The 18279-nt window shown below is 35.9% G+C and carries 20 protein-coding genes; 11 read left to right on the top strand and 9 right to left on the bottom strand.

Annotated features, from left to right (window positions below; translation table 11 throughout):
* The first annotated feature begins 10 nt into the window (after positions 1-10).
* The 6 genes from NOX80_RS16325 to NOX80_RS16300 all read left to right on the top strand — a co-directional run bounded on the left by NOX80_RS16325 (position 11) and on the right by NOX80_RS16300 (position 4718).
* A complete protein-coding gene (locus NOX80_RS16325) occupies positions 11-442 on the top strand; it encodes a DUF1801 domain-containing protein (RefSeq protein WP_256550869.1) in 432 nt (143 codons plus the stop codon).
* Between the two features lie 28 nt (positions 443-470).
* Positions 471-1280: a helix-turn-helix domain-containing protein gene (locus NOX80_RS16320; protein ID WP_256550868.1), complete on the top strand. Its 810-nt coding sequence runs from the start codon at positions 471-473 to the stop codon at positions 1278-1280.
* A 75-nt stretch (positions 1281-1355) separates the two neighbouring features.
* Positions 1356-2270, top strand: a complete 915-nt coding sequence (locus NOX80_RS16315) for a tetratricopeptide repeat protein (protein ID WP_256550867.1) — start codon at positions 1356-1358, stop codon at positions 2268-2270.
* A 189-nt stretch (positions 2271-2459) separates the two neighbouring features.
* The gene (locus NOX80_RS16310; protein WP_256550866.1) at positions 2460-2792 is read left to right on the top strand and encodes a PadR family transcriptional regulator; all 333 of its coding nucleotides are present in this window, start codon (positions 2460-2462) and stop codon (positions 2790-2792) included.
* Positions 2789-3388, top strand: a complete 600-nt coding sequence (locus NOX80_RS16305; RefSeq protein WP_256550865.1) for a DUF1700 domain-containing protein — start codon at positions 2789-2791, stop codon at positions 3386-3388. Before NOX80_RS16310 ends, NOX80_RS16305 begins: the two co-directional genes overlap by 4 nt.
* A gap of 10 nt (positions 3389-3398) precedes the next feature.
* Positions 3399-4718: a serine hydrolase domain-containing protein gene (locus NOX80_RS16300; RefSeq protein WP_256550864.1), complete on the top strand. Its 1320-nt coding sequence runs from the start codon at positions 3399-3401 to the stop codon at positions 4716-4718.
* An 80-nt stretch (positions 4719-4798) separates the two neighbouring features.
* Here the strand turns inward: NOX80_RS16300 and NOX80_RS16295 are convergent, their stop codons facing one another.
* The gene (locus NOX80_RS16295) at positions 4799-5629 is read right to left on the bottom strand and encodes a DUF5694 domain-containing protein (protein WP_256550863.1); all 831 of its coding nucleotides are present in this window, start codon (positions 5627-5629) and stop codon (positions 4799-4801) included.
* 343 nt (positions 5630-5972) lie between these two features.
* Positions 5973-6341: a nuclear transport factor 2 family protein gene (locus NOX80_RS16290; protein WP_256550862.1), complete on the bottom strand. Its 369-nt coding sequence runs from the start codon at positions 6339-6341 to the stop codon at positions 5973-5975.
* A gap of 300 nt (positions 6342-6641) precedes the next feature.
* On the opposite strand from NOX80_RS16290, the gene NOX80_RS16285 reads away from it, so the two are divergent.
* Positions 6642-7286: an MgtC/SapB family protein gene (locus tag NOX80_RS16285; RefSeq protein ID WP_256550861.1), complete on the top strand. Its 645-nt coding sequence runs from the start codon at positions 6642-6644 to the stop codon at positions 7284-7286.
* Between the two features lie 12 nt (positions 7287-7298).
* Here the strand turns inward: NOX80_RS16285 and NOX80_RS16280 are convergent, their stop codons facing one another.
* The 4 genes from NOX80_RS16280 to NOX80_RS16265 form a co-directional block, all read right to left on the bottom strand.
* Positions 7299-7700: an ACT domain-containing protein gene (locus NOX80_RS16280; protein ID WP_256550860.1), complete on the bottom strand. Its 402-nt coding sequence runs from the start codon at positions 7698-7700 to the stop codon at positions 7299-7301.
* 98 nt (positions 7701-7798) lie between these two features.
* Positions 7799-9604 carry a beta-lactamase family protein gene (locus NOX80_RS16275; RefSeq protein WP_256550859.1) on the bottom strand — a complete coding sequence of 602 codons (1806 nt, stop codon included), beginning with the start codon at positions 9602-9604 and terminating at the stop codon, positions 7799-7801.
* A gap of 150 nt (positions 9605-9754) precedes the next feature.
* Positions 9755-9964, bottom strand: a complete 210-nt coding sequence (locus NOX80_RS16270) for a hypothetical protein (protein ID WP_256550858.1) — start codon at positions 9962-9964, stop codon at positions 9755-9757.
* A 24-nt stretch (positions 9965-9988) separates the two neighbouring features.
* Complete coding sequence (locus NOX80_RS16265) at positions 9989-11002, bottom strand: hypothetical protein (protein ID WP_256550857.1); 1014 nt, start codon at positions 11000-11002, stop codon at positions 9989-9991.
* Between the two features lie 210 nt (positions 11003-11212).
* On the opposite strand from NOX80_RS16265, the gene NOX80_RS16260 reads away from it, so the two are divergent.
* Both NOX80_RS16260 and NOX80_RS16255 read left to right on the top strand, forming a co-directional pair.
* The gene (locus NOX80_RS16260) at positions 11213-12277 is read left to right on the top strand and encodes a sensor histidine kinase (protein ID WP_256550856.1); all 1065 of its coding nucleotides are present in this window, start codon (positions 11213-11215) and stop codon (positions 12275-12277) included.
* Positions 12274-13002 (top strand): LytR/AlgR family response regulator transcription factor, encoded by a 729-nt coding sequence (locus tag NOX80_RS16255; protein ID WP_256550855.1) that lies wholly within the window; start codon positions 12274-12276, stop codon positions 13000-13002. Before NOX80_RS16260 ends, NOX80_RS16255 begins: the two co-directional genes overlap by 4 nt.
* Before the next feature lie 58 nt (positions 13003-13060).
* On the opposite strand, the gene NOX80_RS16250 is transcribed toward NOX80_RS16255, so the two are convergent.
* Both NOX80_RS16250 and NOX80_RS16245 read right to left on the bottom strand, forming a co-directional pair.
* Positions 13061-13786 (bottom strand): LytR/AlgR family response regulator transcription factor, encoded by a 726-nt coding sequence (locus NOX80_RS16250; RefSeq protein WP_256550854.1) that lies wholly within the window; start codon positions 13784-13786, stop codon positions 13061-13063.
* Positions 13783-14805 (bottom strand): sensor histidine kinase, encoded by a 1023-nt coding sequence (locus tag NOX80_RS16245; RefSeq protein ID WP_256550853.1) that lies wholly within the window; start codon positions 14803-14805, stop codon positions 13783-13785. The genes NOX80_RS16250 and NOX80_RS16245 overlap by 4 nt, the downstream gene beginning before the upstream one ends.
* A 195-nt stretch (positions 14806-15000) precedes the next feature.
* Here NOX80_RS16245 and NOX80_RS16240 point away from each other — a divergent pair, with 195 nt between their 5' ends.
* Positions 15001-16725 (top strand): FG-GAP-like repeat-containing protein, encoded by a 1725-nt coding sequence (locus NOX80_RS16240; RefSeq protein ID WP_256550852.1) that lies wholly within the window; start codon positions 15001-15003, stop codon positions 16723-16725.
* Positions 16726-16883: 158 nt separating this feature from the next.
* Positions 16884-17318 (top strand): RidA family protein, encoded by a 435-nt coding sequence (locus tag NOX80_RS16235; protein WP_256550851.1) that lies wholly within the window; start codon positions 16884-16886, stop codon positions 17316-17318.
* A gap of 46 nt (positions 17319-17364) precedes the next feature.
* On the opposite strand, the gene NOX80_RS16230 is transcribed toward NOX80_RS16235, so the two are convergent.
* The gene (locus tag NOX80_RS16230) at positions 17365-18099 is read right to left on the bottom strand and encodes a hypothetical protein (RefSeq protein ID WP_256550850.1); all 735 of its coding nucleotides are present in this window, start codon (positions 18097-18099) and stop codon (positions 17365-17367) included.
* Positions 18100-18279 lie beyond the last annotated feature (180 nt).

Below are 18279 nucleotides of genomic sequence, written 5' to 3'. Positions count from 1 at the left end.
AATCTGAATTATGGCTGCGATTAAAACCAAACAAACAGAGGAGGATGTTCATGCCTTTATCGATACTTTTGCGAATACCGAACAGAAAAAACAGGATAGTTATGCCCTTGTAAAAATTATGCAGGATTTTACCGGAAGTGAACCTAAAATGTGGGGACCTTCGATAATCGGTTTTGGGCGCTATCATTATAAATCGGAGAGAAGCCGGCAAGAAGGGGATTGGCTATTGGTTGGTTTTTCGCCGCGAAAAGCAGCTATTTCGCTATATGTTTATATGGGATTGGAAGAACAAAAAACACTCTTGGAAAAATTCGGAAAGTTTACAATGGGAAAAGGCTGTATCTATGTGAAAAAATTATCCGATATTGATGTTGAGGTGTTAAAAGAACTGATGGACGCTACGATAAAAAACCTGGAAATAAAATACGGTAAATTGGAATAATAGTATAAATATAGATTCGTTTTGAATCATGACAACAGTTTTTGAAACCTTTAAGCCGAAAAATCCCGTAATAGCAAAATATGTCGATTATTATTACATTGATAGTAAACCGGATAATATAAAAACCGAATTTACCTGTTTTCCGCATTATAATAATGTAATTTCTCTTTATCGGGCGCATACGAGAATGCCAGACGGAACAATGGTTTTCGATAAAACGGTTAAGCCGCTTCAAATGTTTACACCCATCCGGGAAAATGTGATGCAGGTGCGGCAGCTCGGCGAACTGCATCGAATTGTTATTGTGTTTAATCCGTTAGGAGTCGAACAATTTTACCGCTGTAATTTTTCAGGCTATATCACAGATTATGATTTTTTTACGGCAAGTGAAATGCAATCCCTTTTCGAAACCGAAGATACAACCGTATTGACGGATTTACTGGATAAATACCTTACAGAGCGCCATATCCCTTTCGAAAATACGATTTTAACCCGTTCGATTTCTTATATTTTTAAACATTATGAGGATTTTTCAATTGAGGCCATGGCACAGGAACTTCAAACGAGTCGGCGGCATTTGGTACGGGTTTTTAAAGCCCATTTTGGAGTGTCGTTAAAGAAATTTCAGCAAATCGTACTTTTTAGAAAGGTTATGGAGCATAAACTTTTTGCCAATAATAATAAAAGTTTTACTGCATTGGCTCATGAATATAATTTTAGTGATCAGGCACATCTGAATAAAGTATTTGAAAAACTCACACAGCATTCTCCGAAACAATTTTTTAATAAAGGAACGTTATTGGGAGAACAAGATACATTCTGGCATTTTGAAAAATAATACAATGTCCCATTTTTACAAGTTTAGCGAATATAAAACAGCTAAACTTGCTGCATAATATTAAAAATCGAAAACATGCGACTATTGAAAATGCCGTTGCGCATCACAAAACAAACGGGTTTAGGGGTAATTATGCTGTTATTATTATCGGCAACTGCTTTTTCACAAAGTCAGGATAACCCGGAATTACAGAAAATGGCTGATGATGATCAAAATGCCCGAAAAAGTGAAAACATCGACTGGAATATTTTAAGTAAAGAAGACAAAGCCAGACGGGAACGGGTATTTCAACTTTTTAAAGAGGAAAAAGTAAAAACAGCTAAAGACTATCTGAATGCCGGAATCGTATTTCAACATGGTAGCGATACAATCGATTCGGCTATGGCTGTTAAAAGTTTTGAAAAAGCCATACAACTTGACGAAACATTAAATAAATGGTGGTATGCTGCAGCTGTCGATCGTGATTTGATGCGTAGAGGCGAACCGCAGATTTACGGTACGCAGTTTACCAAAAAGAACGGACCGGATGCCAAATGGGAACGTTATAAAATCGATCCGACCAAAGTTACCGACGCACAACGTAAATATTATAAAGTGGAAACATTGGCCGAACAGGAAGAAAAGATTAGAACGATGAATCTGAAATCGATACCGTCTTATTATAACACAACTAAGGCTGTCGATCCGACTATCAAACTGATAAAGCAAGAATTTAAAAGAGGAAAAGAATCCGAATACAATATCAGTGAAGAAAGTGTGAATACCTTCGGATACGAATTGTTACAGTCGGGCAAAAATGAAGACGCTTTAAAGATCTTTAAACTGAATACCGAATTATATCCGAAAGGATTTAATACTTACGATAGCTACGGTGAAGTACTAATGTTAACCGGACAAACTAAAAAGGCAATAAAAGCATATAAAAAATCATTGGAATTAAATCCGGAAAATGAAAATGCCCGTACGATTTTAGAAAGCAAGAAAGGATAAAATAGTCCATTTTTGAACCTTTATTATAACTCCGATTAGTAAATTAGTCGGAGTTTTTTATATCTATATCACACTGCTGAGAAATTTATTTTTAAATTAATTTATTGATTATTAGTTGTTTGATTTTTTAAATATATTTTTTAACTATATACTTTGTTATGCTATGTGTTTTGTTTTTATATTTGTCCTATGAATGAGGATTTTACAACCAAATGGATATCGCAACTCAAGAAAGGTACTTTGTCTTTCCTGGTGCTTAGTATTTTGAAAGACGGAAAGGAATACTACGGGTATGATTTAATCAATGAGATTAAAAAAAGAACGCAAATCGAAATCGCAGAGGGAACACTTTATCCGCTGATGAACCGATTAAAAAAAGAAGAACTGGTAGCTTCAAAATGGGTAGAGCAGGAGTCGGGCATTCCCCGGAAATATTATACCATTACCAAGCTGGGAATGCATACTGTAAACGAAATGAAAAACTATTGGGACAGCCTCAATACAACGCTTAATTTAATATGAAGTTTAAAGAAATAACCTTCCGGGATCCGAATTCCAAACGAATTTACCTGGATTATATCGCCCGGATTCAAAAGGCTGTAAAAGCATTGAATAATGAAAACCAACAGGAAGTTTTACTGGAAATCAACAGTCATATCTATGAAAGCCTGATCTCGGATTCTGACACCGGACAGGAAGAAATAACCCGATTATTGGATATCCTGGAAAAATTAGGTCAACCGGAAGTCTTTTTAAAACCATTGGTGGCTGAGAAAAAATTAGACGAAGCAACCCGTACATTCAATCCGTTGCAAGTCGCTAAAGCATTGGCCTTGAATATCGGTAACGGAATAGCATATGTGATTTTTGCGATTCTGTATCTGATGTTATTCAGTTTCTTGTTTTTAATTGTCGCTAAACTCGTTGATCCGCAAAATGTAGGTTTCTTTTATCGACCTGATACTGTTTTTATTCTGGGTTATTACCGCGATAACGGAATTACGCATACCGAATATGAACAGTTAGGAAATGGATTTATCCCGTTGATGCTTGTATTGGCTGTCATTTTCTACGTACTGATTACTTTATTACTTCGATTAAAAAGAACCTTAAAATAAAAAGATTACTATGAAAAAGAACTATAAGGCCTGTTTACTGGGCCTTTTTGTTACCGCATTGGCGTGGTCGCAAAAAATGGATACACAAAAACTGGATTTGTATTTTCAAACATTAGAAGCGAATAATAAGTTTATGGGGAGCGTAGCTATTTCGCAAAACGGACAGCGAATCTATACAAAAACGGTTGGCTTTGCGGATGTCGAAAATAAATTAAAAGCCAATGAAAACTCGAAATATCGAATCGGTTCAATTTCTAAAACTTTTACCTCAATTTTGGTTTTTAAAGCCATTGAAAATAAAAAGCTGACATTAAATCAAACAATTGAAATGTTTTTCCCGACAATTCCAAATGCGGGTAAAATTACAATCGGACAATTGTTAAGTCATCGAAGCGGACTACATGATTTTACGGATGACGATGATTATTATGATTGGAATACCAAAACGATGACCGAAAAAGAAATGGTCGCCGGAATTGCAAAAGGCGGAACTGATTTTGAACCGGATACTAAAGCAGAATACTGTAATTCCAATTATGTATTGCTGACATATATTTTAGAGAAAACTTTCCAAAAAAAGTATTCGGATCTATTAAAAAATGAGATTACCCAACCGCTTGGAATGAAGAATACCTATTTAGGGGGTAAAATCAATACGCAGAATAACGAATGTAAATCCTATAATTATGAAGGAAATTGGAAGGTCAGACCGGAAACGGATATTTCAATCCCGATGGGAGCCGGAGGTATTGTTTCAACTCCCGGCGATTTGCTAAAACTGAGCGAAGCGCTGTTTAAAGGGAAATTACTAAAAAAAGAAAGTGTAGAAGCGATGAAAACCATTCAGGATAAATTCGGAAAAGGTTTGTTCCGAATGCCGTTTAATGATAAAATCGGTTACGGACATGCCGGAAATATCGATGGATTTAATAATACATTTACGTATTATAGTGACGGTGATTTCTCCTTTGCAATGACATCAAACGGAACGAATTACAGTAATAATACGATTGCGCTTACCGCATTACAAGCCATTTTTAAAGAGCCTTTTGCTATTCCGGAGTTTACAACTTATACCGTAAAACCTGAAGATCTGGATCAATATCTGGGAACCTATGCGTCGACAGAAATTCCGGTAAAAATGACCGTTGTAAAAGAAAACGGCGTACTTCAATTGCAAACGCCCGGGCAACCTACAATCGCATTGGAAGCTGCTGCCAAAGATCAGTTTAAGTTTGAAAAAGCCGGAGTTGTTTTAGAGTTTAATCCGACTGAAAAAACGATGTTGTTAAAACAAAGAGGAGGAGCGTTTCGCTTTACAAAAGAGTAAAAACATAATAGAATAAAATAGAAAACCCGGCTTATAACCGGGTTTTTTTATTGGGATACGAGAATCTTTCAGTCAGACAATTAATTATATAAGTCCTTAAATTCGATAAGATTAAAACGGGCATCATGCAGAATAAAATCTTTCAGCATCGAGGAATGTCCGACTCCAACCAGAATAACCACATTTTTATCGGTATCAGCTACCTGATTTTGGAAATACGAATACATAGTCAAGTTCCTTTTGTACCAGTCGGCAACTAAAGTAGAACCAAATCGCTCTTCGGGATCTAATGCATTGACAAAGTTGATATAAAATCCTTTGTTTCGTTTGGCCTGTTCTTCATTGTTCAAACAGATTAGTACCTCTTTTAGGTTAGGTTGGGTCATACACTCATTCATGTTTTTACCGGATTCCGATAAAAGAGCCTCGAATTTTTTGTTTAGTTTTTCATCTTCCTTAACTCGTTTCATCACCTTGTCGTAGCGAAATTCCAGACGATCATCAATCGAATAAATAGCCTTGTTTTTGGCTTTTTTAGCCAGACGAAAACCCAACTGAAACATTTCATTTTCACTGTAAAAACGCTTCCGGAAATCATTTTTTAAAGTATCGGGATTATACATTTTTTCGTTTTTAAGGTACTTCTGATACATATCGTTTAAGCCTTCCCGCTTGGCATAAACATTTTCAACAAAAACTTTATCCGGGTTAAATTTTTTCTTGATCAAATCAGTTAGCTGCTCCAATTCTTTCTGACTTTCTGGTGTCAGGATATTTCGTTCTTTCATTTTTACGGCATCATGTCCCGGATTATTAAAATGATAAGTACCGATAAGCAGCACATTGATTTTTTCCTGGCTAAAACCAAAAAAGGAGATTAAAATAAAACAGATAGCCCAGAAGGTTTTCATGGTTGATTGGTTTTAAATAATTGATTGTTAGTGTGATATTTTGGTTTTTTTGTAAGTAAAAAGCTAAATATTTTTTTAGTACGCAAACTTATCAATTTTAAAGGAGAGATAGCGGGTATATTTCTGTTTTTGATGCGATAATTTTAAATTATAGGATATATTTTTTCAATGAGTCAAGATAGAAAGCATTACCCGGAATTATTAGTAAAAATAACAGATATTACGATAGATGTTTCGCTTTCAGGGTGAAGTAATGAGTAAGTAAGAATTGGAAAAACGGCATCAAGATCACTAAAGAGCATAGAGAAAGAAAGGAAAAAAAGAACCGGAAGTTAGTTAGTGATTAAAACATTCCGTTTTCATTTATCATAGTATTCGGAACAGCTTGTCCGAAATCCCATAGTTCTACAATTTTATCATTATAGAAACGAAAAATATGGATGACAGCGGCACCGGTATCATCTGGTGTTTGGCGTACTCTGGAATGTACCGCAACAAGATCATTGTCCTCCAATGCTCTTTGAATTTCAAAAACTTTATCCGGATTATTTCGGGCATTTTCGTCCATTGCGTGCATTAAAGTTGTGCCGTCGCCTTTAAAAAAAGCATTATGATGAATAAAATCACTTCCGATATAATATTGAAAAGCCTCTTTTGCCTTTCCTTTTGCTGCAAGTTGTAAAAAATCCTGCGCCATTTCTTTTTGAGTCATAGGTATCATATCAAGGTAATAGTTATTTCAATGCTTCATTTTCGAGCAGTTGCTATTTCAAATTTAGCAATTCATTTTTTGAATAGTGTTAAGCACTCTTATTTTTAGCTGTTTTATAGTCCTTACTCTTTCATTTTATACTATGAGAACCAGAAAAAAGCAAAACGGTTTCCGGAATATTTTTGTAAATAATGCATTACTATTTTTAGTAAATTTACAGGTAAGTGTTTATAATGTAATATGTTATTCGGAAGTGTAAACCTTATTTATTAGATGATCATTCAATAAAAACAAGCGCATATGACGATTGAAATAGAAATTATGTTGCGTTTTATTATAGCGGTTATCTGGGGCGCTATAATCGGAGCCGAGCGGGAATACCGGGGAAAAGCAGCCGGTTTTCGGACCACTATCCTGATTTCTATAGGCGCCTGCTTTTTTACGGTAATGTCGGTTATGATAGGTGGTGAGGCCAATCCCGACCGAATTGCATCCAATATTGTAACCGGCTTGGGATTTCTCTGTGCCGGTGTTATATTTCGAGCCGATAATCATATCAACGGGATTACGACTGCTGCAACGATTTGGTCAGTTGCGGCAATTAGTATGGGAATCGGCGCCGGACATTATCAAATCGCTGCCTTTGGCGGTACTCTGATACTGATTGTACTGACTACACTGACTTATTTACAAGAAAAAATAGATCGGATAAACCAACATCGGATCATTCATGTTACATTCGATAAAAGTGAAGACGGACATACCCGTTGTAAAGATCTTTTTAGTGCGTATGCCGTAAAATCCAGACTTATTGTACAACAAAAAGCAGGAAATCAGATTACGCTCAGTTGGGAAATTCATGCCAATGAAAGAAAAATGGAGTCGTTGAACCTCGCTTTTTTAATGGACGAATTCTTTTTTAATGTCGAGATTTTAAATGCCTGATTTTTATTGAGATCACTTTTTAATGCTAAGTTTTTTTAGCGCTTCAATGGCTTTAACCGCATCGTTTTGGTTGACAAAAATATGATCGTGAAAATACGCCGCTACAACATTACAACTTATGTTTTCCTGTTTTAGCGCATCAGCGAAAGCAGCGGTTAATCCAACAGCTTCCAGTGCTGAATGTATATTGAGTGTAATCCAGGAAGCAATATAATCGTATTCCAGATTCCATTGATCAGCTATCGATTTTTCCAAAACGATTGTAATCGCTTCTGTTTCTCTAAAAATAAACAACAGTTGATCGATATCCGGAATTCGGTTTAAATGAGTCGTTTTACAGAAAACATACGCTCCCGGATTTAAAACCGGTTCCATGTTTTCGAGTAATACAGTTAAGTTGGTTTCTCCTGCCATTTTTTTGGTGTAAAACTAGCGTTTCGGTTTCAGAATGTATTTAACATTTGATAAAAAACAAAATAAAATAGCCTCCGGAAATACGAAGGCTGTTGCTTTTATAATGTTTTTAAAATTTTTGCGGCATTTTCGTTTTTAGGATTGATTTCCAGAACTTTTTGATAATACTGTTTGGCTTTATCCTTTTGACCATCTAATAGAAAAGCTTCTCCTAAGCTGTCATATACGTTTTCACTATTGGGATACAGTACAATATTCAAACGGAAAATAGCGATGGCTTTGGTATATTCCTTTTGTTCAAGTAAGGTATAACCGACTCTGTTCAGATAATCTTCAGAAAGCAAGGCGTGATTCGGATCATCGGTTTTAGCCTTTTGATAAGCAGCTACACCTTTATCAAAATCACCTTGTTGGATTAGTTCGAAAGGTGTTTTCTGATCGGCATTCAGTCTTTGATTTTCCGATTGAACAGTGCCGTCCGGTAGTACTTCTAAAAGCTCGTAAATTCCGGTTTTATTGTTGCTCGCAAAATTGATTTTATAGTTCTGATTGCGTAAAGCATAGGTGTTTTCTCCCACTTTGATCAATTCTTTTGGAGCTTCAGCATTGGTAATAGCCATTAGCTTTCCTTTATCACGATAGATTGTAATAACACCGTATTTATCGCGTTTATACCGACCGATATGATTGCGGAAATCCTGTTCGGTTAACGGTACAATCGTATTGACCGGAGTATTATAATCAGGCCATTGATACACAGCAGCAACCGATCGAATCAGTTCTTCAATAAACTCAGGTTTATTCGTGTTGGTTAAAACTACAATTCCGTTGCCATTGGTTTTACTACCGACGAATTTACTGGAATAACCTTCGTTCCAGCCACCATGGCTAAAATAAACCTGTCCGTTATTGTTTTCCAGAAAAATACCCAATCCCATAAACGAATCGATGTAAGGAATGGTAAAAGCCGTTGCCATTTTTTGAGAAACGACGATATTACTTTTATTGCTCAGCGTATTTTGAATGTCAATTACAAATTGAGCAAGATCTTCGGCCGTAGTCCATAAGCCGGCAGCTGCCATTTCAGGATATATATGATATTTACCCGGAACTTTAACACCGTTTTGAGAATAGGCTGTAGCGGCTAATTGGGATTGCGCTTGCGATAAAGGTTGTGAAAAAGTACTGTTTTTCATATTCAGCGGTGCCAACACTTTTTCGTTCATGATGGTCGGGAAATCTTTTCCTTCAATATCGATTAGCATTTGTTGCATAACGGTATAGCCACCACCGGAATAGCGAAAAGGAGTTCCTGGCAATTTATTTACAAAAACAGCTGTAGAATTGGCCGGTGGTTGTCCGTTTAAAACCTGTACCAATGTTGGAAGTGGTTGTCCGACTTCGTATCCCATAAAACCATGAGCCGTTAAACCGGCTGTATGACTCAGGATATTTTTAAGGGTTACTTTTTTATCTTTTGTAAAATCGTTTTCCGGAATTTTCCAGGATTTTAAATAAGTATTTACATCGGCTTCCGGATTTAATTTACCGGTTTCGACTTCCTGTAATGCTGCATATGCACTTACCGGTTTGCTCATCGAGGCGGCCTGAAATAATGTTTTGGAAGTAATAGGTGTTTTCGATTCGATATCGGCTAAACCATATGTTTTACTCCAGATGACTTTAGAATTTTGGATCACTGCAATACTCACTCCGGGAATATTGTAATGTTTCATTCGGGAGTCTATAGTCCAAAGAGGCTCACCTTCAAACCGAACAGCCGGCATTAGTCCGGATTCGACTTTGGAAATGTCCTTTTTGAATTTTGATTTTGTTTGCGCAGAAACGGGGAGTACCATCATTCCGACAACGAGTGCCATATAAAAAGTGCTTTTCACTTTCATTTCGTTTTAGGTTTAGTTACTCAAAAATAATAATATTTATGAAAGTATTCCGAATGGGAAAGAAACAGCATTTTAATTACGTATCTTATTGTATTGTCAAGATGTAAACCGATCCGTTTTGGATACAAAATACAGAATTATGAAAAGGTATTATATAAGTTCCTCACATCGATAGCCATAAGCACTTACAATTCGTTCAATATCCTCACTTTTGAATCCGTTTCCTTGAACTCTTAAAATTTTTTCCCAATCTTCCAGATCGATACTGATCTTGAAATTATGGAATTCCTGAAGGAGTAGGTTCGTTATCTCAACTACCTGATATTCCGTTTGAACATTTGTCCTGAATATTTTGATCATGATATATGCAGACTAAAAGAATCGTTATTTTACTTTTTTCTTTATAAAAGGGTTGAAGGAAATCCCGATGTTAAAATAAAACGCAGGATCTGTTTTCGTTTCATAGATGGGATCATTAAAATTCCCGTTTTTTTCGAAAATCCGACTAATAGCGATCCATTTCATCCCTGTTCTTGCCGTGAGGATAACATGATCGGTAATCAGATGTTCGTAAACGAGTCCGTTATTCAATTCAAGTTGGCGGTATTCGTATTTTTGGGAAGTATTTTCCGGATTGATATTATAAAGATAAAATGAAGTCCTGTCGAGCTCTGTTCCGGCAGATAAGCGCCCTTTTTTGAAGATATGTTTGCGAAGCATTACTTGTTTCGGAAGCAGGATATCGGCCATCCAACCATTACCGAAACGGTGTTCAAAAATAACAGAAGGAATAACCGGAATCTCGGAAGTGGGGTCGATACTGACAATTGCGCCTACCATAAAACGGGTTCTTTCAGTAGCCTTTAGTATCAGGGTACCGGTAATTAAACCGGTTGCTCTTTCGAAATGTTGGTCGCTTCCGTCAACCGTTATGTTGGAAGTATAGATGACGGTTTTTCCGAAAAGTCTGGAAAAAAAGGTCAGATTAAGTGAGCCGTAAAGATAATGAAACTGAGTAGTATTGGGTAATTCAAGATGACTTGACGGACTAATAATTTCTGATGAACCGTTGGTGTATTTATAGCCGAACGTTGAACCCAGTAACCAGGTTCTTTTTTTGATAAAATCAAAATTGACACTTGCTTTTATCTGGGAATAGCCATCGACCGTATTTTTCGGAACAGATGTACCGCCTTCTTTTGGCGCGAATTGATACGGAGTCATATGGATAAACTCCAGATTGAGTGGTCTGGCGACAGCAAATTGTCGGGCAAAATAAGCTTTAGCCTTTCTGGTAAGACTATCCTGCTTAGAAATACTATCTTTTGCCGTCTGAGAAAAACCCGCGAGTGAAAACAATAATAAGCCGAACGCGATAGCCTTTTTTTGCGTTTTCATATTCATTTTAAAGATCGGTTTTTGAATTATTTTGGCACAAATGAATCGATAAACACAAGGTGCGGTTCTCTTTTTATACCAACCGGATTGGTTTTTATACCAACTCCCTTATTACGGGGTGTTTGGTATAGCGGAGCAACAAGTTGGTATAAAATTGAATAGAACCGGTATTTATTGATCTATCTTTGGAAAAAAATAGCGTGTAAGAACATGAAACACGATTTCGGAGAACCAAAAGAAAAAAAAATCATAGCATGCCTTTTAGATGATAAATACCGGTTGTTACGACATGGTTTTCTATTGGTAACCGTACTGTTGATGCTTTTTTATTCCAATTGGTTTCAGAATTATAACGGCTTATATAAGTATGAGCGACTTATCTGCGTTTTTATAATGTTAGTAAGTTTGTCCTATATCAATATGTATATATTGGTTCCGGGATTTTTTTTCAAGGAACACTATTTACTTTACCTGATACTCCTTATACTCGTGATTACTATCGGTGTGAACATCTTAGGAATGGTAATGGACTATTTTAAATTTTCAGATGCTAAAGAGGTCGTAGATCGGGGAGGAGGTTATGAAGGCGTTTTTATTTTAGTACCCATTATATTGACCACGACAACCATAAAATTATTTCAGCGGTGGACTAAGGATAACCGCAAGATTGCAGAATTAAACCATTTGACGCTGGTTATGGAACTGAATGAGTTGCGCAATCAGATCAATCCTCATTTTCTTTTCAATATGCTCAATGGAATTAAAGCACTTGTGCGTTCTAATCCGGAAAAAGCAACTTTTGCCATTATGAAGCTATCGGAATTTTTGCGGTACCAACTTTATGAAAACAACGAAGAAAAAACCATCTTAAAGGCCGAAATTAATTTTCTTTCCAATTTTCTGGATCTGGAAAAACTTCGAAGAGACAAACTATCGGTGCGTATTGACAGTACGATTCCGATACAAACGCTGAATACGACTTTTTTGCCGCCGAACCTCTTTACCACGTTTGTTGAGAATGCTGTAAAACATAGTGTAAACCTCGCCGGTGCAGAATCGACCGTTGCCATCGGGATAGAAATAGTAGGAGACCGGCTTCATTTTGTTTGTACCAATTCAAAAGACCCGCATTATATTCCCGGAGGGCCGAAAAATAATGGTTTAGGACTACCGAATATCAAAAGACGACTTGAATTGCTCTATGCTGAAAATTATACATTAGAAATCAATTCAAACGACATGGAATATGTTGTTAACTTAACAATACCGATATGAACTGTATCATAGTAGATGATGAACCTCTTGCCAGAGAAGAAATGCTGGTACTTGTTCAGGAAGTTTCCGACCTGAAAGTAATCGGGATGTTTCCGAATGCGCCAAAAGCTTTGGAATTTATCAAAACAAATGATGTTGATCTGGTATTTCTGGATATCGAAATGCCAATGGTAAACGGACTGGAATTTGCTACGCAATTACAAAGTCATACCTTGACTATATTTACAACGGCTTATCCTACTTATGCCTTAAAAAGCTACGAACTTGATGCTATCGATTATCTTTTAAAGCCAGTCGACAAAATCCGCTTGGAGAAAGCCATTCGGAAAGCCAAAACGTATAAAAAACTGCTTTCTGATGAAACGGAAAAGAATACCATTGAAGGCAATACGGAACAGCATTTAATCATCAAATCGGACAGAAGATTTTACAGGATTAATTTTCCGGATATCCGATTTATAGAAGGATTGAAAGATTATGTCGTGATCTATACCAAAAATCAAAAGTTGATCACGGCAATGAATTTAAAAACAATTCACCAAAAGATTCCGCAGGATATGTTTCTTCGTGTGAGTAAATCGTATGTGATAAACAAAGAACAGATTGACTCATTTGATCATCATACAATATTTATGGGTGACAACGAAATACCACTGGGAGAAGTCTATAAAAAGGAATTTTTTAGAATGTATGCGGGTGGTTTTTTTAATCCGGATGCGGTTTAAAAGTCCCGTTATGGAATAATTGTTTATTAGTGGAAGTGTAAACGGAAATTGAAGCGAATCACAGTTGGATTTTTTCCGTTATTTTCCCGGATACTAAAAACTCATTTTTATCCCGCATTTTGATTCTCGATGTTGTTTTGTGTACAATCAATTCCGTAATAAAGTTTTTATTGATGATAACGGATTTGTTTATCCGGATAAAGTTTTCCGGAAGTAATTCTTCCAGTTTTTTAAGTGAAATCCGGATCATCTTTTTCTCATTTTCCAAAATAAAATTTGCATAATAACCTTCGGCTATAATATAATACAGCTTTTCATTATCAAGAAAGTAATTCTTATTTCCATCTGGAATGATCAATGTTCTATTATGCGATTCAGATCGTTTTAACAGCGCAATTAACTGATCCAGATCCGTTTTTTGCTCTTTCTTGATAATCCGTTCAATTGCAGCATTAAAGCGTTCTTGCGAATACGGTTTCAATAGATAATCGACCGCATGAAAATCAAAAGCTTTCAATGCATATTTGTCGAATGCCGTACAAAAAATGATATCGCCTTTAAAACTATCTTTTACACGGGTTAACAAGTCAAAAGCAGTTGCATCTTTTAGCTCGATATCCATCAAAAGCAACTCCGGATTCGTTCGGATAATTTTCTCCTGAGCTTCCACGGAACTTCTTGCCGTTTCCACTAACGTAAGATTCGGATGATTTTCAACCATACTTATTAAACGCCTTAAGGCAGGCATTTCATCATCAATAGCTAAAACATTAAGAGGTTTCATTTTAAACTGATTTTATTAATAATCCATTGATCATCCTGATAAATTTCGAAGGCATTCTCTTGTCCGGTAAATATCTTTAAACGTTCTGAAACATTAGTTAGTCCGGTTCCGAAATCCGGTTTTCGGTTTAGTTTTGAACCGTTGTTTTTAATATAAATGACTTTTTGTTCAAATGAGGCTTCAATTTTTATTGTGAGAGCTGTTTCCATTCCTCTGAATCCGTGTTTGATGGCGTTTTCTACGATAGCCTGTAAAATTAGCTTCGGAACTTTTAATTGTAGCGCCTTGTCAGAAACGGCTATTTGATAAATCAACTGATCTTCGTATCTGTTTTTCTCAATAGAAAGATACTTTTCTATAATCGTTAACTCTTCCGCTAACGTAACCGGTTCCATAAAATCACTGTCAAGTGTTACCCGTAAAACGTCACTGATGTTGATTAGCATATCCTGAGCTTTAGCCGGTTTGATATCTATTTCGGCAACGACGCTATTCAGCGCATTAAATAAAAAATGCGGTTGTAACTGGCTTTTTAGCAATTGCAATTTTGTACGGTTCAATTCGATTTCGAGATCCTTTTGCCTTGTTATCGAATTGGTTTCTTTCCGGACATATTCAAAAACAAATAAAACGGCAATCTGAAACAGATAGTTCTTCAGTACGTTATGAAAATCGGCTACAAAAAAGCCAAAAATACTCTTTTTATAGTCAGAAGGATTATCATAAAAGAGAATCGGAAAAAGATGGAGGATTAAAATAAAAATAATGGAATAAAACAGACCTAATGCACTTAATGTCAAAAAACGACTCCACTTATTCCATTGTAAGGTCTTGTCAAAAACCGGTAAAATCAGCAAAAAGAACAGCCCGATTCCGGTAGCCATACTGGCAAGCGGTCGAACCAGATAGTCGGTCAATCCGTAGTCATATTTTCCGAAATATTCGTAAACAAACATTTGAAACCAGGTCGAAATTGCAAGTAACAGCCATAAAGCTAAAATCAAATGAATGCGTTTCATATCGGTGTATTTTGCACAAATAAAATCAATATTTCTTTAATCAGATTTAAAAAACGGCACAAAAACAACGATGTCTTTTAGAATTGACAGTCAAAAAAGGCGGTAATCATTTCAAAATTTCTGGGGTTCATATCAATTAAAAAAAAGGCGATTCATTATTACGGAATTTTACCATCGAATCTTTAAATCATAGTTATGAAAACAGCATTACGTTTTATGGCAGTAGTAGTGATCCCTTCATTTTCATTGCAGGCACAATCATTTGAAAGAATGCATTTCCCGGACATTACAACCACATTATCATCGTCCAGAAGTGCCAACTTTATTGATGTGAATAATGACGGATGGGACGATATTTTCTTTACCAACGGACTTTCTTCGGGAGAGCAAAACATGTTATATATTAATAACACCGACGGAACTTTTACCACGGTAACGGATGATGACATTGTTGAACATAGTATCCGTGCAGTTGGAGCCAGCTTTGCCGATACGGATAATGACGGCGATTTGGACGGTTATGTCGTGACATGGGGTGTTGGCGGAATTGCTAAACGCAATTATTTTTATCGAAATAACGGTAACGGCACTTTTACTTTTGATCCGGGAGTGGCACCGAATCCTACGTATTCTGAAACAGCGAACTGGATTGATATTAATAATGATCAATTATTGGATCTGTACATAACAAACAGTGCACAATCCTTGCGGAACTTATACTTTGAAAATCAGGGAGACGGTACATTTTTACAGCGAACGGATTTAACGATTACCAATGAGGTGAAACCGTCACGATCGGTTGACTGGGTTGATTATGATAATGACGGAGATAACGATTTGTTTGTCACAAACGAAATGAATAATACGAATACGCTCTACCGAAATGACGGGCCTAATAATTTTACGCAGATAACCAATCTGAATATTGTTCAGGACATCAAAGATTCGTTAGGCAGTTCCTGGGCGGATGTTGATAATGACGGTGATTTTGATCTGTTGGTAGCCAACTGGGAACAGGGGAATCAGTTGTTTATTAATAATAACGGGGTTTTTACGGAAATGACCGGCTCAGCAATCGCATTGGAAACCGTTATTTCGTTCGGATCTACCTTCGGAGATATTGACAACGACGGTGATTTGGATTTGTTTATCGGAAATTCTTATTCGGATACCCATTTTAAAAATTCAGTTTTTATCAATGACGGACATGGTAATTTCACTCAGGATCATACCAGTGCATTAGCCCTTCAGGAAGGCTGGACGTACGGAGCAGCATTTGGTGATTATAATAATGACGGTTGGCTGGATATTATTTTAGCCAATAATCAAAATGAAAGTCAGGTGAATTCAGTTTATAAGAATACAGGAACCGGAAATAATTGGGTTAAAATTAAGTGTGTCGGAACCGTTTCTAATAAATCGGCGATCGGGGCTGTTGTTAAGGTGACTTCCGTAATTAACGGAAATGTAGTGACGCAAACCCGAAAAGTGGAAGCCGCTTCAGGATATGCGAGTCAAAATTCCCTGACGACTCATTTTGGTTTGGGTGATGCCGGAACGATACAAACTATTCAGATAAAATGGCCGTCGGGATTAATTGAAAATTTTACCGGAGGAATCAATACAGCACATAATTTTATTGAAGGCACGGGTGTTTTATCCGTAGGAGAACAAAACAAAATAAAAGTGAATATTTATCCTAATCCGGTGAAAGATCAGTTTTATATTGAAATTCCGGAAAAAGGAGCCTACCATCTTGCCATTATAAATACACAGGGACAGACGGTTAAAGAAATAAAAATAGACGGATCAGATGTACATCATGAAGTTAATATCGCTGATCTTCCTGCGGGAACGTATTTCTATAATGTATCAGAGAATAAAGCAGTAAAGAATTCCGGAAAGATTATAAAACAGTAAATTGAAATGAGCAGTGTGTAATTTGGTGATATGAAGTAGCGAAGAAAGCCTTAAGCAGTTTGTTTAAGGCTTTTATGTGTTTTAGCATTTCTGTCTTTTGATCAAGTATAAAAACATCAAAATTGCTATATTGTGAACTTAATTTAAATTAAAGGATTATGCGGTATTGTATAGTATTCTCTTTTCTTCTCCTTTTTTGTAAAACTTTTTCGCAGGAAACAAAAATTAAAAAAGAAAAATGGCATTGGAATAATGAAATAAAACAAGATACGATTGCCGGTTATACGCAGGTTTTGAAGGTCGACAATATTCTTTATATTTCAGGGGCAGTGACAAATGACATAACCCCGGAAGGGATAACATCGGTTTATAAAGCCTTAAAAGCTTCCTTATCCGGCTATGGCGCTACATTCGAAAATGTTGTAAAAGAAAATTTGTATACGACAGATATAGAGGCGATGAAAAAGTATAATTACGTTAGAAAAGCATTTTATAAAGGGGACTTTCCCGCTGCTACCTGGGTACAAATAGAAAGACTATATATGCCGCAAGCAAAGTTAGAAGTCGAATTGATCGCACATTTACCGAAATAATTTAATTCACTTACTGTAATTATTGGTTTAAATAAAATAAGATCCACTAAGGAAATTGGGAAATATTATTTTGTATTAATTCATAAAGGCTGCTTATAAGTAGTGGCCTTTGTTTTTTAAATTCAGTTTCATTTTTCTGAAAATCGTCGTTTTCCCGCAATTCGTTAGTGGCTTTTATATAATGATTATGCTCTTTTTGTATCTCATTTTTTTCATACACTAGTGTCAAAATCGCTTTTGCATTTTTCAAAGAATCGGATAAATCATAAAGGCCAAGATTTTTGTCAATTTGTTCTATAACGATATCGAAATGGAATGTCAATGCCGTTTGATAATCTTCCCAATTTTCATAATTAAGCCATTCCATAATTGTCATAAAACAATATTGTTCCGATGATAATTTTTTCAATGCATCAAAATCGAACCAATAGTTTCTTCTTAACTGATATTTTTCTTCAATTATAGAAACAATTTTGTCCAATGCTTCTTCTTTATTGTCTTTGTACTTTATTAAAACAAGTTCCGTCAAAGTATAGCGTTCTTCATTTATACTTTTAATTGTCAAAGCAATATCATAATTACATTTTTTTAAATGTCTTATAGCAACGTCCTGTTTTACACCCGTTTTGTTACTTGTTAAGGCAATCATTTTATCGGCAAAATGTTGCTCCGCTTTGTCTAAATCTCCGTTAGTTATTTCGAGTAACGTTTGTCCGTATTTAAGTCCGATAGGAATGCGTTGCCGTAATTGTTCAAGTTGCTTTTGGTATAGTTTGTCCACTTTTGGTTGCTCTTAAAATGATTGATAATGTTTTATTGAGAAATTTTTTACATATTTATTTTATGAAAAAATAGTATATAACGTATGTCATAAATATAGATTCGCTAATATAGTTAATTAAAGACTGTAAATAAATACATCATTTACAGTTTTCTATGGCATTTTTCCAATGCATAAAAA

The sequence above is a fragment of the Flavobacterium cerinum genome, assembly GCF_024496085.1.
In the GTDB taxonomy this organism is placed as follows: domain Bacteria; phylum Bacteroidota; class Bacteroidia; order Flavobacteriales; family Flavobacteriaceae; genus Flavobacterium; species Flavobacterium cerinum_A.
Note: the sequence above shows the minus strand (reverse complement) of the source record. Positions and strands in the feature narration are given on the sequence as shown.